Raw genomic sequence first — 16,501 nt, 5'->3', positions numbered from 1 at the left:
TAAAGTATAGCTTACGATAGATATTAGCAAATAGTGGGATTATCAACCAAATTTAATTTTAACTCCCTAAACCATGCCCCGAACCCTCGCCATAATTCCACGACCAATAACCAACCGTACATAACTGACTGCAATAATTAGTAGTACTGCCACCAACATCAAGGCACCGATACCGAAGCTGTCCCAAGGAATGCTAAAGCGTAAGTTAAACCAGTGCACAATGACCAAATAAGCAGCCCCACTGGCCAATACTACGGCGAACACACCTGCACTAATCCCCAATAAGCCAATTTCTAGCATATTAATCTTATATAAATCGCTGGTTTGCATACCCAGTAAACGGAACGAAGCACTGTCTCGTAAGCGATCTTGTGACGTCGATAATAGGGATGTAATCAGCACCATAATGCCGGTAATAATGGCCAGTAGAGTAAACACCTGCACCAGTCGGCTCATCTGACTCACAAAGCCCTGTACTTGCTTGGCAATGGCGCCACCATCAATGGTGGTAATGGCAGGGAATTGACGGGCAAGGTCGGTCTGTAATTGTGGAATGCTATCGGCAGCGACTTTGGTGGTCGCAAACTGAATTTGCGGCGCGTCTTTCAATACCTCTGGCTCAAATAAGAAATAAAAGAAGGGACTAGGGCCACGCTCATAACGCTCACGAATACTGGTAACCTGACCGACGATTTCAATACCTTGAATATTAAAGCGTACTTGGTCACCCATGCCCACATTAAGTAGCTCAGCAGCCGTGTCTAATATCGATAACGGTACGACTGATTCTGAAGGGTTATTTGATTTTGAGTCGTTAATGGGACTGTATAATTGATCCTTAGTGACTGCCTCTTTGATAAACTCAGTATCCATTACCTTGTCGGCATAGCTTAAGTTAAATACCCGAGTCGGATCATCTTGAGTACTGCCAACAGGTTCAATCTCGCTAGCAGGGACGCCATTGGCTTCAGTAACACGGGCACGCACCACTGGGAAATAAGTGATAGGCTGTTTGACCACAGCCTCTAGCCCCTTATGTTGGTCGCTTTGAATGTCCAATAAAAATAAATTAGGCGCATCTTTAGGATAAGCCTGCACAAACTGCGTGTTGAGGCTGTGATTAAGCAAGGTAATCATGGTCAATACTGCCACCGATAAAGCTAGGGTAACAAAAAACAGCCCCGATTGATTGCCTTTGCGAGACAGGTTGTGCACGGCGGTACGGGCCATCCAGCCGGTCTTTTTACCAAACAATCCTTTGCTGGCAAGTTTGGCCAAGAGCCATAACCAACCTCGACCGATGAGCCAAAAGCCAGCCGCCAATAACAGCATAGCGCACAGCACTTGTAGCCCAGTTAATAAGGAGCTAAATTCGTAAGCCATCAAACCAAAGCTTGCCAGCAGCACCAAGCCGTACCAATAAAGCGGTGGATGTTGACGGTAATTGTCTGTGGCCTGCTTCAATACCGCCGAAGGCTTGGTATGGGTCACCGCATAGAGGCTATGCTGTACTACCAACAAGGTAATGACCAAAGCCACCACACTGATTTTAAGGAAGCTTAACCACTGAATAGACAGGTCAATATGTGGCGGTAAAATGGCAGTGAGGTACTGAGCACCCACCTTTAACATACCCAAACTCAGTACGCCGGAAGCCAAACAAGCCAATACTGCCATGCCAATAAATAGCTGGTAATAACTGCGCTTGATAGAGCTAACTGACTCACCTAGCGCACGGCGTATGGCATTGGGGTTTTGTTGTAAGCTAACAAAGGCTTTGACCACACTCAACAGCGCCACTGCCGATAAAAACAGCACCGCTATTACCAATAACTTCAGAAACATCAGCACATTATCAGACACTTGAGTCACTGAAGTATCTGTCTCATCAGCGTCTGTGAGTTCAATCTCTGGCTGCGAGGCAGTGATCTTCTCTAGTTCAGCTCGCTGCTTGGCCATTAGCTCAGGGCTACCGGCTAGCTCAATGCGGTAATCAACCCGGCTGCGCTGTCCCATTAAGTTGGTAGCGGCCAGGTCAGTATCAGACATCAGCACTCGAGCGCCGAACCCAAACGCAGTCAAAGGACGGTCCGGCTCAGTGATTAGCTCATCGGCAATGGTAAAGACCGCATCACCGATTTTGACCTTATCACCAATTTTTAGATTTAGCCCAGTCAATACTTGAGCCTCTACCACCACTTGCTGTGGCTTCAGCTTTTGCCACAGCGGTTGCCCTGAGGCCAACTCAACCTCACCATATAAGGGATATTGTTTTGAAACTGCTTTAATGCGGGCCAGTAGGGTAGCGTCTTTTGACTTTGGCTGTTCATTGATTGCTTTATCAGACCCTATATCCGCTGCCACGCTGGATACCATCGCATTAAACTGATAGTCGTAAACCACACCTTCTGGCTGTGTCTGTCTCGTCTTAGCTATATCTCCAGTGTTTGACTCTAAAGGTTTTAATAGCTGTAACAGCTCAGGTATCCATGCTTCTTTGCTGCTCAATATTAAGTCACCACCCACCAACGCGCGCTGATTATCAGCGACATAATCGCGTACCGACTGTTGAATAGAGTCGAGTGTTAAGTAAGTCGATAACGACAACACCATCGCCAATAAAAACAGTAGCGGATATATCCAGTGGCGCCACCAACTGCGCTGTAGGGATTTACTGCCTAAATTTGAATAAGAGGTCGGACGAGTAGGAGAAGTATTTGTGGTCATAGTGGTGCAACGACTTGTCTTTTATTGATAAGGTCTAGAGATATCAGTGGGCGTCTAGAGGGGAGGATAATGATGGTATACCGTTTCACGGTCTATGTCAGTGGCTTTATTTTAGCTAATAAATAGTTAAGGTTAATTAACTGTGTCCATTTGTTGAGTTAAATTCTAAAGTTTTGTTTGAGAACAAGGGACATTCAAAAAGTTTTTTATTTTTGACTCATCTACGAGGTTTGAAAGCCAATCAATAAAAAGATAGAGCGATGTGCTATTTAATAAAAGCACTATCAAAACAGGCTACCAGTCTATTGGCTTGCCTGCCCAATCAACAAAGCACCCCGTATCCTCTGCCGTTAATTGGCTTAATACTGTCAGTAAACTATCAGCACATTGTTGAGGCTGAAAAAGCTTTTCATCAGGCACATTGGCCTGGAAAGGTTTGGATAAAGGGGTATCTACTGTACCCGGTTGCATCACTGCCACGCAGATATTTTTTAGCGACCGTTGCCATTCAATAGCAAGGGTTTTCATCCCCATATTTAACGCCGCCTTACTCATGCGGTAGCTGTACCAACCACCGAGTCTATTATCGCTAATACTACCGACTCGTGCTGAAATAGTGGCATAAATAGCAGGGTCTGTTTCGCTCGGCCTGCTGGATTTTAACCTTGCTTGTAATAACGGCTTTATGTGTTTCGCAATCAATAAACTGGGTAGGGCATTGACTCTCATGTTTTCGATAAAGAAGTCTGGGTCAAGTTGTCTAACTGCTTTTTCGGGTTGATGACTCTCATTATGCAGCAGTCCAACCGCATTGATGATCCAATCGATATGTTCAGCTTGATTGCCAATAGCATCAATCGCTTGCTTTATACTCGGCTCAGAAGTCACATCCATCGTCACCCAGACAACTTTATCTTTAGTGTCAGTATTTTCGGTACCGGCATTGGTAGCTTTAGTGTCAGGCTCTTTGACGTCAGGATCTTCAGTATAAGGATGGTTGGTGATGGGTTGACGACGATGATAAGTGGCAAATATTTGCTCGACTTTATTATCCTCAAGCATCCGTTCAAGCAACGCTTTACCTATGCCACTGGTACCACCGATCAATAATACTTTTTTATTAAGTTTCATAGGGCTCCATAAAGGTGGCATCATCTAAATGCTATTGTGCTATCTGTCTTAAATAATTACAAAAGGATGAGGTATATCGTTGAATAGCTGTTTATTAAGTGTTTAGATAAAATAAATAACTGTCAGATTTAGAATCTATAACCTCATTAAAAAGGAACTAATAATGAGCCAACATGAAAAGCTAAATTATGTTGAGTTTGGCTCAACAGACTTATCAGCCACCAAAGCTTTCTTTAAGGCAGTATTTGGTTGGACATTTACCGACTATGGTGACCAGTACACAGCGTTTGAAAATCAGGGTTTAGACGGCGGTTTCTATCAGTCTGATAAAGTGAATACCGTCGAAAATGGGGGAGCTTTACTGGTGCTTTATAGTGATAGCTTGGCAATGACTTACGATAAGGTGGTGAATAATGGTGGTACCATCGTTCAAGATACCTTTGAATTTCCTGGCGGCTATCGCTTTCACTTTACCGAACCGAGTGGCAATGAATTTGCGGTTTGGTCTAAGACCAACAGCTAACCAAGGCAACAGCTAGTCAAAAAGTAAGACCCTTAAATAACTAGCTTGGCTAGGGTCTATGCTGGCTCAACTTGCCCGTCATGAATGGTAATAACCTGATCGGCATGTTCCGTTAACGCAGGGTCGTGAGTAACAACCACTAAGGCCGTGCCAGATTGCCGTTGCAACTCAAGCAACAAGTTCATGACTTGCTGCGCATTTTGTTCATCGAGATTGCCCGTTGGCTCATCAGCGAAGATAATTTTAGGGCGGGCAACTAATGCCCGAGCCAGTGCGGTGCGTTGTTGTTCACCACCAGAGAGTTGATGCGGTAAGCTATCACGGCGATGGGTCAACCCAACAGCCACTAACAGTTGTTCAACTCTATCCGCATCAGGCTGGCGCGCTATGTCCAACGGGAACGCGATATTTTCAGCCACAGTCAACGTTGGCAATAGATGAAAGGACTGAAACACAAAGCCCATATCCTGCTGACGCTTTTGCGCCAACTCATCTTCAGACAGTTGGGTCAAGTTTTGACCGTCAAGCCATACCTCACCAGTGTCTGGATAATCCAGACCTGCTAAAAGGCCCAGTAATGTAGATTTACCGGACCCAGATTTACCCATAATTACCGCAAACTCACCGGCGTTAATAGTGATATCAATGCCCTTGATGATATCGGTCTTAGTGTCGCCAATCATTACGCTTTTGCTGAGGTTGCTGGCTCGTAATAAGGCCGATGGATCAGCAGGGTTAGGTGTCATTTATAACTCTCTTCTGGCTAGTAAAAATTACATCAATTGGGCTTTGTAGCAAGGCTATTGTCGATTATTAGGTTACGCTTAATTAAGCTTTAGGATCGTGGTCATAAGTTTTACCCTTGCGATAAGGGGCTTTATTAATCTCATCAATTTCCTGCTGTAACTCTCTAAATCTAATTTTTAGATCCTCTGGCATTTTATGAGGTAACTCGTTTAGTTTCTTAAGCTTAAAGGCCATATAAAGACTAAAGATACCGGTAGTGATAAAGGCTAAGCCGGTCCAAATAACGATGGTCATACCTGCAAAAGTAGGATTCCAAATCATTATAATAGAGAAAATTAAGCCAATAACAGCCAGTGCCATCATCGCACCCCAATCACCAATTCCATAGTCTTTTAAATCCAAAGAGAAGCTAAGGGCACTGATAGAGCGGAATAAAATTAAGAAGCCGACATAGAAGGTTAAAGTGGCCATTGATACTGCGGGGTTGGCCAATAAAAGCCCACCGATGACAGTCGTCAAAATACCAAAGGCAAACACCCAGCCCCAGTTGTCCATTTCATTTCTATTGGTCAAAGAGAAGACAATCTCTGAGATACCAGAGAACAAGAACGACAAGCTAAATAAAATAGAGAGTGCCACATAGGAAGTAGCCGGAGCCACGAAGGTATAAATACCTACAGCAATGAATATCGAACCCACAATAGCTGGGATATACCAATGTTTAATGGTCTCGGTAAAGGTTTTAAATATACTTTTTCTCATAATTATTCTCTTTTATTCTATTAATGAAAAGGTTGTTTACAAGCTATGTTTTTTTACTGGTGTCGATCAAAGTTATTTCTTGTCGTTTTACTTTATTATTAATTTAGTTTTGTTTCAATAACTTCTTCAATAACAGGGGTTAGTACGGGTAAAACATTGTTATTAACTATCTTAGTATAACCCTCCGCGGTTGGATGGATTACATCGGATTGATTGAGCTCGGCCACCCCACCTACGCCTTCCAAAAAGAAAGGGATAAAGGCAACGTCATACTCTTTAGCCAACTTCGGGTAGATGGCAGAGAAGGCTTTCACATAATCATCGCCTAAGTTGTCATAGATTTGCATACCGCCCAGTACTACAACACTTCCCTCGCTTTGAAGACGTTCAATGGCAGTGCGTAAATTATTCTCTATCGTCGTTACTTCAATGCCGCGCATGGCATCGTTGGCGCCGGTGGTCAAGATAGTAATGTCCGGCTTGGTCTTTAATACCCAGTCCAAACGATTAACCAGTCCGGTGCTGGTCTCACCGCTTAAACCAGAGTTGATGACTTTGGCATTGACATAGCCGGCTTGTTGTAACGCAGCTTGTAACTGCGCAGGATAAGCTTCATTTTCGGGTACGCCTAAGCCTTCGGTAAGTGAATCGCCGAGAGCTAAAATGGTAATGGGCTGTTCAATACTTTGGACTGCAGGGTCAGCAATGGGGTCAGTTTGAGTAGAGGTAGTCGGCTGAGTAGGGGTTTCAGCAGCAGCCACTGAGTCCGTTTCGTGAGTGGTGCTGTCGGTTTTTTCTGAGTTCGGTTGACACCCCATTAGCGCTAAGCTTGTAAACAAGATTAGCGCCAACGGTTTCAGCATAGACTTTGAAGAGAAATGAGGGGACATAGAGCAACCTTACAGTATAAATTGACTTAACTTATACCTCTATAGTAGCAAGCTTATCGGTTGTTTATTGTCCCAGATTGGTTAAATAAGTGTTATTAACAACAAGTGTTATTAATAAGGGCTATTAGGCTTAAGTGGGCTTAAGTCTGCTTCTTATTTAAGCCTGAGCGTCATAAAGCTCGCGAACCACTTCGCCGATTACTTTAATGCCGGCTTCCAAAGTCTCATCGCTAGCGGCAATACTCATGCGGATACACTGATGGGCATGAGGATAATCGGTAGTGTCTAGGCCGGGATAGAAATGCTCACTGGGCACAATCAGCGTTGCTTTCTGCTTTAAGCGGTCATATAGCTCAGTGGTGCTAATCGGTAAGTCTTTGAACCACACCCATAAGAAAATCGCCCCTTCTGGCTTATGCACTAAGACCGGATACTCGCCCATCTCCTCTTTGATATGAGCAATGGCTTTTTTGGCTTTTTGGGCATAAAAAGGCTGAATGGTGTCATCACAAAGCTGTTTTAAACTGTCATCATTCAGCAGTGGGGTGGCAATGGCAGCGCCAAAGCGAGTAGGGGCAAGGTTGACCACCGCATTCATGGCACTTACTGTTTTTACTACCTCTGGCGCAGCAATGATGATACCAGTACGGGCGCCTGGTAGGCCTATTTTTGATAGGCTAAAGCACAGTATTGTATTCTCGTCCCAGTTTAAATTGACATCAGGATAAATGATGTTTGGGAACGGCTCGCCATAGGCGTTATCGATAATTAACGGCACCTCATACTGCTTGGCTATACGAGATAGGTGCGCCATTTCTTCGTCCGTTAAGACGTTGCCGGTAGGATTGGTAGGGCGTGAGCAGCAGATGGCGCCAATTTCACCATTTTTTAGGGCAGGCAAGTTCTCTAAGGCCTCAAAATCTACCTTGTATTTAAAGAATCCGGTTTCGCCCTCGTGTTCAACCTCTTCAATTTCAGGTTTGATGGCAATAAAATGTTTGCCGTCAATGTGGACGTCGCTATAGCCAATATACTCTGGCGCTAACGGCAACAAAATTGATTTGGTGCTAATGTCTCCATTCTCATCCTCAAACTGCCCACCAAACAAGTTAAACAGGTAAAAAAAAGCGTTCTGTGAGCCATTGGTTAACACAATATTCTCGGTGCTTAGATTCCAGTCGTAATGACGGTTAAAAAAAGCCACCAAAGCATCGATAAACTTGGCATCACCCTGGGGGTTTGAGTAGTTACCCACGGATTCAATGGCACCGCCATCAATTCCCCCTTGTTCTAGTGATTTATAAACCTCAAAATAGGCTTCATTCACTTTATCAATGCGAGCTGGGTTGCCACCGCCTAACATATTAACTGGCGTCGGGCTTTTTAGGGCATCGCCCAAGTCATCCATCAGCTGTGAGATGGCACTGGTTTTGGTGAATTGTTGACCATATTTTGAAAATTTCATAGAAATACCCTTTTGGTAATTTTTAACAAAAATTAGGAAAGTTAAATCAAAAAAGTAGCTGTAATAAATAAAGTTTAAAGTTAGATTAAGAGTAGTTCCTAAGCAGGCTTGCCGTCAATCATTATAGGGCGACTGGCGAGCCAAGCAATAATCACGTTGATGATGGTCAATATTAATATAAATAATAATGGCCCATCCCAGCTCCCTGATAGCTCATAGAGCCAGCCCGCGCCAAAAGGCCCAGTAAAAGCAACCAAATAAGCAATGGTTTGCGCCATACCAGACAGCTTACTAGCTTGGTTTGGGGTATAAGTGCGTAGGGAGAACAGCATGATACATAGCGTAAAAATCGCCGCACAGCCTAAGCCCATAATGGCGGTCCACATCGTAGGCATAAGCGAAGGCAAGTAGGACACTCCGATAAGCCCAATGACATTTAATACCGTTGCACCGATGGCCACGGTTTGTAATCTGACCCCTCTTTTATTTATCAGCCAAGTCATACCAATAATGGCAATGGGAGCCATAAATTGGAAAACCGAAGCCATACTACCGGCAGCTACTTCCGATAACCCTTTACTGATCCAAATCGAAGGCAAAAAAGCAGCGATGGTATAAAACAGTAACGACTGTAATCCCATAAATATGGCCAACCACCAAGCTAAAGGAGATCTCCAGATCGAGGCGGCTTCTTGTACTGCCTCATCCTTGGTTAAAGTCGCTACGGGCATTTTATTTGAAGAGCCGAGCTTAAGTCTTAAGATAACCCACGCCACAAGCGCGGCAATGCCTAGAGAAGCCCAGCCTCCCAGTGCCCACTGCCAACCTACCCGTTCTGATAAAGGATAGACCAGTCCTGAAACTAGCCCTGCCATCACTGACATCGTCAAACTAAACATACTGGTGACTAAGGCAATATTGCCTGGGGTGTGTTGCTTAATAATGGGCGCTACTAAGGTGTTGGCGAAACCAATGGCTAACGATAACAAAATAGTGCCAATCAGAAACCCATGCCAACTAATCCAAGTAGAGCGCATAATAATACCAGCAGTCAACACTACGACCACCACAATAAGGGTATTCTCCAGCCCAAAGCGCTTACCGATAGCGGGGGAGACTAATGCCCCTAAAGCAAACATCAGCATGGGGATAGCCCCGAGCCAGCCAATGTGGGCGGCAGTAATACCTAACGCCTCTTGGACCACGGGTGCAATTGAGCCTAAGGCAACGATGGGGGAGCGCATGTTACTTGCCATCAATAAAATGGCAATGACTACCAGCCAAAAAACCGCCCGTGGCGTTTTGGCTGCAGCTGTTGGCGCCTGAGAGTCGGCGGAGGAGGTAGAATTAGACATATTAAAGCACTTAACAACAATAAAAAGGAAAAGTAGATTCAAATAAAAAACCACCGCCTAAGCGATGGTTTTACTATAACAGAAATGTATCAGAGAGCCTAAATAAGAAACAGAATTTAATATAACTGCTATTTTTTGGGTTAATGTCTTGTTTACTACAACTATTTGGGGTTTTATGAATATAAATGACTGGCTACAGAACTGCGTAATAGGTTATAAAGCAGACTTACCTAAATCAGCGGCTTTCTTACGGTCAAAAGCTTTTTCATCATTAATTTGTTCACACAAGTTGGGATCATTACCACAAAACTGGCAGGTTTCATCGCCCATCATGTTGGCTACACGGCCACACGAGCCACGTAACGGTTCTTTTTTTACCATATAGCCGATGCCCATCATTAAAAAGAATAGGACAAAGACACCGAAGGTAATAATCAGCATAGGAAGCAATTGAGCGAGCATAATAACCTCACTTAGGTTTTGAAGCTTGTGTTTAAACACATAGGGTTTTAACCCTTCTTTGACTGACCACAAGCTGAATTTGTAATCGAACTTTGTCTAGCCATTGTAGCATATTTGCGCTAAATGGGCGGGTGTGCGAGGTATTAATGCTGTAAAAAAGGGCAAGCAACCGTGAACGGCTGCCCTTTAAGTATTTACGGTTTTGCTGCGATCGATTACATCACATGGATAGTAATATAAGTGGCTGCACCGGCCAGATAACCGATTAAGGCCAGGCCACTAATGCGTTTTAAGTACCAAACAAAAGGTAGTTTTTCCATACCCATAGCTGCCACACCAGCCGCCGAGCCGATGATTAAGCAGCTACCGCCCGTACCGGCACAGTAAGCTAAGAAGTGCCAGAAGGCTCCGTCTTGTAAGAATTGGCTTTGACGCGCCAGCTCATCACCTGAGAGGCCCACTAATGCAGCGTCTGTTAATAGCGGATACATTTTCATGGCACCCGCCACTAACGGTACGTTATCCACTAAAGAGGACAATAAACCAATCATTACGTTAATGACATAAAGGTTGCCAAAGGTGGTGTCTAACCATAAGGCCACATCCGTTAAGTGCCCTGCTGTTGCCAGCGCTGCTACCGCCAATAGAATCCCTAAGAAGAATAGGATACTGGGGATATCTACCCGAGTTAATACCCCAACCACCGTCATATGTTCTTTGACATACCAGTCATGGTGACGGTGCATAATTTCAGTGTAGACCCACAGAACCCCTAAGCCAAATAGGATGCCCATATAAGGAGGTAGGTGCGTAATGGTCTTAAAGATAGGCACAAAGGCTAGAGCAGATAACCCAAGAACCAACACGCTAACACGCATTTTATTGGTAATAGAGCTTTGAGCAATGGCTGCAATTTGACCTTTAGGTAAGCTCTCTGGAGAAGTGGTTGGGACTGACTCCATATACATTGCTGTAGCACTCGGCGTATTGTCACTGTCAGCAACAGGGCCTAAATAGTTACTGCTTGAGGCCTGTGCAACAGGTTTTGGTTCCTTAGGACGAAAGACTTCTTTGCCCTTAAAGAAGAAGCTTAAGATCGCTAAAGGTACCGCAGCAGCAATTAAACTTGGCACAATTAAGTCAACAATAATATTGCTGGCGGTAACCTGATTACCAATCCATAGCATGGTGGTGGTCACGTCGCCAATGGGTGACCAAGCGCCCCCAGCATTGGCACAGATGACGACCATGCCCACATACCACCAGCGCATCTCTTTATCCGCCACCAACTTACGTAACAAAGACACCATTACGATGGTGGTGGTTAAGTTATCAAGTAAGGCTGAGAAGAAGAAGGTTAAGATACCGATGGTCCACAGCAGGGTGACTGCACTTGTGGTCTTAATTCGGCTGGTAATGGCATAGAAGCCATCGTGAGCATCAATCAGCTCTACGATAACCATTGCCCCCATTAAGAAGAATAGAATTTCTGCTATTTCAGCGAGGTGGTGTCGCAGTTCAGTGTTTAAAAACTGACTTATCCCTGCACTTTCAGAGCTGGCCAGCTGGTCTACTAGAAGAGTGTCTGCACCAAAGACCAAAAGGGTCCAGACCAAAATCGCGGTAAGCAGGGCAGAAGCTGCTTTATCAACATGAATGTTGTGCTCTAGAGCAATCGCTAAATAACCTATAACAAAGACTAACGCCATCAATGAGTAAATCATTGCCGATCGATCCTTAGTGTTAAAACACGTTGCTACTCACTTTAAATTAAACTGCATATTGTAGCCAACTATGGCTAGGGAATACAGGCTATAAAATGACTGATTGAATTAGATTATAATGCCTCAATATTCCCGCTAATTTGCAGATATAAGATATTGATAAATAAGGGTTTGTATAATATTAAGCTTTTTGTATATAGTTAATTACAGCTTAATAAAATAAGGTGTTTTATTAATAAATAAAACACCAAGTCTATCACAGTGATTAAGCTCAGTCAGAATTCAAATCAAATTGGTCAAAAAAAACTATTTGACGTTGCCTGCCCGTAAGGACTTCATTGCTGGCGTCTCAATTATTTGCCAATAAGCTAAGGGGTCAGCTTTGTGACGAGCCAAATCTTTGACAGAGGGGACTTCATCATGAATTTTGCCATCTTTAGGGATTACGAATAATACCGCTAGATTTTTATCAGTGGCAGTGGTTAGGGCTTGTTCATAGGTCATGGCGGTTAAAGCGGTGGCCCAAGCGTCCGCCAAAGACACCGAGTCGGCAACGACTGTCACAGAAGGGGCACCGCCTGCGATAGGTTGGCCTGTGGTCGGATCTATGGTGTGGCTATAACGGCGACCATTGAAGATAATAGAGTTGCGATAGTTGCCAGAGGTGGCCAAACGTAGCTTATTTGGGGAGGTGGGTTGACGAATGGCGGCTAAGGTTAAACGCTCAGTTACCGTGCTATCAATAACCGGTGCGTCAATGGCTATTTGCCAAGGTTGGGCCTTTTGATTGACCCCTGAAGTTGAAACCTCACCGCCAATTTCCACCATATAATTATTAATTTTATAGTCTTTATGCAGTACTTCCGCAATAACATCTACCCCATAGCCTTTGGCCACAGCAGAGAAATCCAGCTCGACGTTGTCTTTGTCTTTGGTCAGGGTAGTGCCCGAAAGGTTAATACCTTCAAAGTCTAAAAGAGACTTAGCGGCCTGTATCTCATCTGGGCTAGGTGGGTTTTGTAATCTTTCCGCTGTCATCACACTGCCAAAGCCCCAAAGGTTAATCAAGGGCATTACTGTGGGATCAAAAGCCCCAGCTGACTGCTGATAAACTTGCTTAGAGTCTTGTAAAACCTGAATAAAATCAAGGTCGACTTGGATCGGTTCACCTGCTTTTAATCGATTGAATTTGGAAATTGTCGAGTCTTCCATATAGGTCGACATACTGATATTAATCTGTTGTAGGCGCTTATCAATCGCTTGTTTAATGGCTTCCTCATCAACATCTTTGGGCTTTTGAAAGCTAATATGGTAGCTGGTACCCATGGTTTCGCCCTGAATATAACCATATTCTGGGGATTGCTGACAGCCACTTAGTAGCAGTGAGCTTGATATTGCCCCGGCAAGTATCAGTTTGGTTGTGAGTGCATGGCGATATGAGATAGGAGGGTTATTAGTAGCAGATAGGTAAGTCATAAGAGTCGTTTTATTAAAAAAAGAAAGAGAGGCTGATATAAATAAAATTCTATATCAGCAAGCAGAGGTGCTATTTTAACGCCATTATTGCCATTTTTGTGGGGCTTTATTAGGTTACTTTCACACCGCGAATGATTTTATAAAGCTTAGGAGGTGAAAGTCGATTTACCAAGGTGGCCAGTTTTTCTTTTTGGCCGGCAACGATAATGTACTCTTCACCGCAGGCAAGGGCTTTTACTGTCTGCTTGGCAAAAGCTGTGGCCGTGAGTCCTTTATCGGTGGCCTCATCCATCGTGCCTTGAGTACTTCCATCCCCAGTAAGCGCATTAATCGACACCTGAGTTTGGATAAAGCCTGGAAATATGGTGGCCACAGTAATCTGTTTATCACTTAGCTCTGCGCGTAAACTATTGGCCCACATGTGAATAGCCGCTTTGGCGGCCCCATAAGCCCCACGATACTGAGTGCCCAGCAGGCCAGCCACACTGGAGACCATCACAATTTTGCCGCCACCTTTGGCAATCATATCGGGCAATACCAATCGGGTCAGCCGGGTCTGAGCGAAGTAATCAATTTCCATTAATTTACGCTCCACCTCCTCTGTAGTGTCCATAATTAATGAGCGCTGACTGACACCAGCATTGTTAATTAGCCAATCAATTTTGACAGCTTGTCCTTGTGCCGCCAACTTTGATTTGGCCGATAAATAAGCCTCTTTGGTTTGCCGCTCATCTAAGATATCAAAGTCGACAATGACATGGGCGCTGCTGTTGTTGCACTTAGACTTGACCACTTCTAATTTATTACGATTTCTGCCACTCAATATCAAAGTGGCACCTTGCTTGGCAAGCTGCAAAGCCAAAGCTTCACCAAGTCCACTAGAGGCCCCAGTTATCCAAATGGTTAAGGTTTTAAAGTTGGTTTTCATAAGCATCCTTTCTTATTATGGGGGTAAGGGGGGAGTTGGGATTGAGGACTGTTTTTTATAACAGATAGCCATAAAAAAAGAGCCTCAGTTGAGACTCTTAATTTATCACATATTTAAGATATATTTTTTGCTTAAGCTATTGGGAGTAGCTATTAACCACCGAAGTCATCTAATAAGATGTTTTCATCTTCAACGCCTAGGTTATGAAGCATATCGATAACCGCTGCGTTCATGACAGGAGGCCCACACATGTAGTACTCACAGTCTTCTGGGTTTGGATGGTCTTTTAGGTACTCTTCATACAATACGTTATGAATGAATCCAGTGTAACCGTCCCAGTTGTCCTCAGGTAGTGGATCAGATAATGCCACGTGCCATTCGAAGTTATCGAACTGCTCCTCTAGCATGTCATAATCTTCAACATAGAACATCTCACGAACTGAGCGTGCACCGTACCAGAAGCTGATTTTGCGATCTGAGTGTAGACGCTTAAGCTGATCGAAGATGTGCGAGCGCATAGGCGCCATACCAGCACCACCACCGATGAATACCATTTCTGCATCGGTATCTTTGGCGAAGAACTCACCGTAAGGGCCTGATACAGTTACTTTATCACCTGGCTTCAAGCTAAACACATACGATGACATCTTACCTGGTGGAATCCCTTTAGGACCACGAGGCGGAGGACTAGCAATACGAATGTTAAACTTGATGATGCCTTTTTCATCAGGATAGTTGGCCATTGAGTAAGCACGAATCACTTCTTCGTCTACTTTTGACACGTAGTCAAACATGCCGAACTGTTCCCAGTCACCACGATATTCTTCAGCGATATCGAAGTCTTTGTAGTGTACTTCATGTGGTGGCGCTTCAATCTGTACATAACCACCGGCACGGAAGTTCACCTCTTCACCGTCAGGAATCTTCAATACTAGCTCTTTAATGAAAGTGGCAACGTTATCGTTTGAGATAACCTCACATTCCCACTTTTGTACATCAAAGAACTCAGGATCGATTTCGATTTTCATGTCTTGCTTAACCGCAACCTGACAAGCCAAACGCATGTTGTCGCGAATTTCACCCTGAGTAAAATGACCTTCTTCGGTTGGCAAGATTGATCCGCCGCCCTCGATCACTTTACAGCGGCACTGGGCACAAGTACCACCGCCACCACAAGCTGAAGATAAGAAGATACCTTCGCTTGCTAGGGTTTGTAGTAATTTACCACCGGCTGGGGTTACCACGTCATTGTCAGGATTGTCATTAATACGAATGGTGACATCCCCTGAGCTGACCAATCGTGAGCGGGCGATCAAAATAATCGCTACTAAGCTCATGATAATCAGGGTAAACATGGCGACGCCGCCAATGGCGGTACCAAATAACTCCATGATTTTTGTCCTTATTTAAATATTCAAATCGCTTGTTATCTATTAATAGGGCTTGGTAAGTCGATTAGATTGACATACCACCGAATGACATAAATCCAAGCGACATCAATCCGACAGTAATAAAGGTAATACCTAAGCCACGTAGTGGAGCAGGCACGTCTGAATACTTTAGCTTCTCACGAATACCCGCTAGTAGCGCAATGGCAAGGGCCCAACCAAAACCAGCACCGACACCATAAGTTAATGATTCAGTGAAGTTGTAGTCACGCTCAACCATAAACAGTACACCACCCATGATGGCACAGTTTACAGTGATTAGCGGTAAGAACACCCCAAGGGCGTTATATAGCGCTGGAACGAACTTATCTAAGAACATCTCTAGGATCTGAACGGTTGCTGCAATCAGTGCAATGTAGCTTAGTAAGCCTAAGAAGCTTAAGTCCATATCTGGGAAGCCGGCCCAAGCCAACGCACCATCTTTTAGGATGAACTGATATAGCAGGTTGTTTAGTGGCACGGTAATGGTCATTACTACCACAACTGCTACACCAAGACCGATTGCCGTTGATACCTTTTTAGAGACGGCTAAGAAGGTACACATACCTAAGAAATAGGCAAGCGCCATGTTTTCAATAAAAACAGACGTAATAAATAGACTAATATAACCCCACTCTCAACACTTTATTAGCAATTCAAACTGAAGAGGCGGGTTACCAAGTTTTTTATTTAAAAGAAAACAGAAATTATGCGCCAGAATCTTACGCGTTAAACGATGAGACAAATGCCATAAATCTCTAGCACGTACTTTCTGTATATTAAAGCAGTCAGACAATTGACCAATAACAGTCTCAATATTACGTCGATAACGCATCAATCGATTAACATCAGACTTAGGTCTATTATCTGTCATATTGCGTCTT

15 protein-coding genes are annotated in these 16,501 nt (G+C 44.1%); 1 reads left to right on the top strand and 14 read right to left on the bottom strand.

Features of this window, described 5'->3' with window-relative positions:
• Window positions 1–66: 66 nt before the first annotated feature.
• Both G561_RS0110240 and G561_RS0110235 read right to left on the bottom strand, forming a co-directional pair.
• The gene (locus tag G561_RS0110240) at window positions 67–2,727 is read right to left on the bottom strand and encodes an ABC transporter permease (RefSeq protein ID WP_028859476.1); all 2,661 of its coding nucleotides are present in this window, start codon (window positions 2,725–2,727) and stop codon (window positions 67–69) included.
• 294 nt (window positions 2,728–3,021) lie between these two features.
• Window positions 3,022–3,858 carry an SDR family NAD(P)-dependent oxidoreductase gene (locus tag G561_RS0110235; protein WP_028859475.1) on the bottom strand — a complete coding sequence of 279 codons (837 nt, stop codon included), beginning with the start codon at window positions 3,856–3,858 and terminating at the stop codon, window positions 3,022–3,024.
• A 163-nt stretch (window positions 3,859–4,021) separates the two neighbouring features.
• On the opposite strand from G561_RS0110235, the gene G561_RS0110230 reads away from it, so the two are divergent.
• Window positions 4,022–4,381, top strand: a complete 360-nt coding sequence (locus G561_RS0110230) for a VOC family protein (protein WP_028859474.1) — start codon at window positions 4,022–4,024, stop codon at window positions 4,379–4,381.
• Between the two features lie 56 nt (window positions 4,382–4,437).
• Here the strand turns inward: G561_RS0110230 and G561_RS0110225 are convergent, their stop codons facing one another.
• The 12 genes from G561_RS0110225 to G561_RS14435 all read right to left on the bottom strand — a co-directional run.
• Complete coding sequence (locus G561_RS0110225) at window positions 4,438–5,127, bottom strand: ABC transporter ATP-binding protein (protein ID WP_028859473.1); 690 nt, start codon at window positions 5,125–5,127, stop codon at window positions 4,438–4,440.
• Between the two features lie 82 nt (window positions 5,128–5,209).
• A complete protein-coding gene (locus tag G561_RS14440) occupies window positions 5,210–5,890 on the bottom strand; it encodes an HdeD family acid-resistance protein (RefSeq protein ID WP_037032178.1) in 681 nt (226 codons plus the stop codon).
• 98 nt (window positions 5,891–5,988) lie between these two features.
• Entirely contained in the window at window positions 5,989–6,780 is a 792-nt protein-coding gene (locus G561_RS0110215) for an arylesterase (protein ID WP_028859472.1), read from the bottom strand.
• 157 nt (window positions 6,781–6,937) lie between these two features.
• On the bottom strand, window positions 6,938–8,245 hold the full coding sequence (locus tag G561_RS0110210; RefSeq protein WP_028859471.1) for a valine--pyruvate transaminase: 1,308 nt from the start codon (window positions 8,243–8,245) through the stop codon (window positions 6,938–6,940).
• A gap of 98 nt (window positions 8,246–8,343) precedes the next feature.
• Window positions 8,344–9,600 (bottom strand): MFS transporter, encoded by a 1,257-nt coding sequence (locus G561_RS0110205; protein WP_051584497.1) that lies wholly within the window; start codon window positions 9,598–9,600, stop codon window positions 8,344–8,346.
• A gap of 213 nt (window positions 9,601–9,813) precedes the next feature.
• Window positions 9,814–10,062: a (Na+)-NQR maturation NqrM gene (nqrM, locus tag G561_RS0110200; RefSeq protein ID WP_028859469.1), complete on the bottom strand. Its 249-nt coding sequence runs from the start codon at window positions 10,060–10,062 to the stop codon at window positions 9,814–9,816.
• 215 nt (window positions 10,063–10,277) lie between these two features.
• Window positions 10,278–11,786: a sodium:proton antiporter NhaD gene (gene nhaD, locus G561_RS0110195; protein ID WP_081794442.1), complete on the bottom strand. Its 1,509-nt coding sequence runs from the start codon at window positions 11,784–11,786 to the stop codon at window positions 10,278–10,280.
• Window positions 11,787–12,092: 306 nt separating this feature from the next.
• Complete coding sequence (locus G561_RS0110190) at window positions 12,093–13,262, bottom strand: FAD:protein FMN transferase (protein ID WP_028859467.1); 1,170 nt, start codon at window positions 13,260–13,262, stop codon at window positions 12,093–12,095.
• A 109-nt stretch (window positions 13,263–13,371) separates the two neighbouring features.
• Window positions 13,372–14,190, bottom strand: coding sequence for an SDR family NAD(P)-dependent oxidoreductase (locus G561_RS0110185; RefSeq protein WP_028859466.1), 819 nt, complete (start codon window positions 14,188–14,190; stop codon window positions 13,372–13,374).
• A 152-nt stretch (window positions 14,191–14,342) separates the two neighbouring features.
• Window positions 14,343–15,581: an NADH:ubiquinone reductase (Na(+)-transporting) subunit F gene (gene nqrF, locus G561_RS0110180; RefSeq protein WP_028859465.1), complete on the bottom strand. Its 1,239-nt coding sequence runs from the start codon at window positions 15,579–15,581 to the stop codon at window positions 14,343–14,345.
• Between the two features lie 64 nt (window positions 15,582–15,645).
• Window positions 15,646–16,242, bottom strand: coding sequence for an NADH:ubiquinone reductase (Na(+)-transporting) subunit E (gene nqrE / locus G561_RS0110175; protein WP_028859464.1), 597 nt, complete (start codon window positions 16,240–16,242; stop codon window positions 15,646–15,648).
• 12 nt (window positions 16,243–16,254) lie between these two features.
• On the bottom strand, window positions 16,255–16,501 hold a 247-nt coding region (locus tag G561_RS14435), incomplete at its 5' end, for a transposase (protein ID WP_155954122.1).

Source organism: Psychrobacter phenylpyruvicus DSM 7000 = NBRC 102152, assembly GCF_000685805.1.
Taxonomy (GTDB): Bacteria; Pseudomonadota; Gammaproteobacteria; order Pseudomonadales; family Moraxellaceae; genus Psychrobacter; species Psychrobacter phenylpyruvicus.
Note: the sequence above shows the minus strand (reverse complement) of the source record. Positions and strands in the feature narration are given on the sequence as shown.

Excerpts from the sequence above, each read along its gene's own strand:
- nqrM (WP_028859469.1), bottom strand. The coding sequence starts at position 10,062 with ATGCTCGCTCAATTGCTTCCTATGCTGATTATTACCTTCGGTGTCTTT.
- G561_RS0110230 (WP_028859474.1), top strand. The coding sequence starts at position 4,022 with ATGAGCCAACATGAAAAGCTAAATTATGTTGAGTTTGGCTCAACAGAC.
- G561_RS0110235 (WP_028859475.1), bottom strand. The coding sequence starts at position 3,858 with ATGAAACTTAATAAAAAAGTATTATTGATCGGTGGTACCAGTGGCATA.
- G561_RS0110240 (WP_028859476.1), bottom strand. The coding sequence starts at position 2,727 with ATGACCACAAATACTTCTCCTACTCGTCCGACCTCTTATTCAAATTTA.
- nhaD (WP_081794442.1), bottom strand. The coding sequence starts at position 11,786 with ATGATTTACTCATTGATGGCGTTAGTCTTTGTTATAGGTTATTTAGCG.
- G561_RS14440 (WP_037032178.1), bottom strand. The coding sequence starts at position 5,890 with ATGAGAAAAAGTATATTTAAAACCTTTACCGAGACCATTAAACATTGG.
- G561_RS0110205 (WP_051584497.1), bottom strand. The coding sequence starts at position 9,600 with ATGTCTAATTCTACCTCCTCCGCCGACTCTCAGGCGCCAACAGCTGCA.
- nqrF (WP_028859465.1), bottom strand. The coding sequence starts at position 15,581 with ATGGAGTTATTTGGTACCGCCATTGGCGGCGTCGCCATGTTTACCCTG.
- G561_RS0110185 (WP_028859466.1), bottom strand. The coding sequence starts at position 14,190 with ATGAAAACCAACTTTAAAACCTTAACCATTTGGATAACTGGGGCCTCT.
- G561_RS0110215 (WP_028859472.1), bottom strand. The coding sequence starts at position 6,780 with ATGTCCCCTCATTTCTCTTCAAAGTCTATGCTGAAACCGTTGGCGCTA.
- G561_RS0110190 (WP_028859467.1), bottom strand. The coding sequence starts at position 13,262 with ATGACTTACCTATCTGCTACTAATAACCCTCCTATCTCATATCGCCAT.
- G561_RS0110225 (WP_028859473.1), bottom strand. The coding sequence starts at position 5,127 with ATGACACCTAACCCTGCTGATCCATCGGCCTTATTACGAGCCAGCAAC.
- G561_RS0110210 (WP_028859471.1), bottom strand. The coding sequence starts at position 8,245 with ATGAAATTTTCAAAATATGGTCAACAATTCACCAAAACCAGTGCCATC.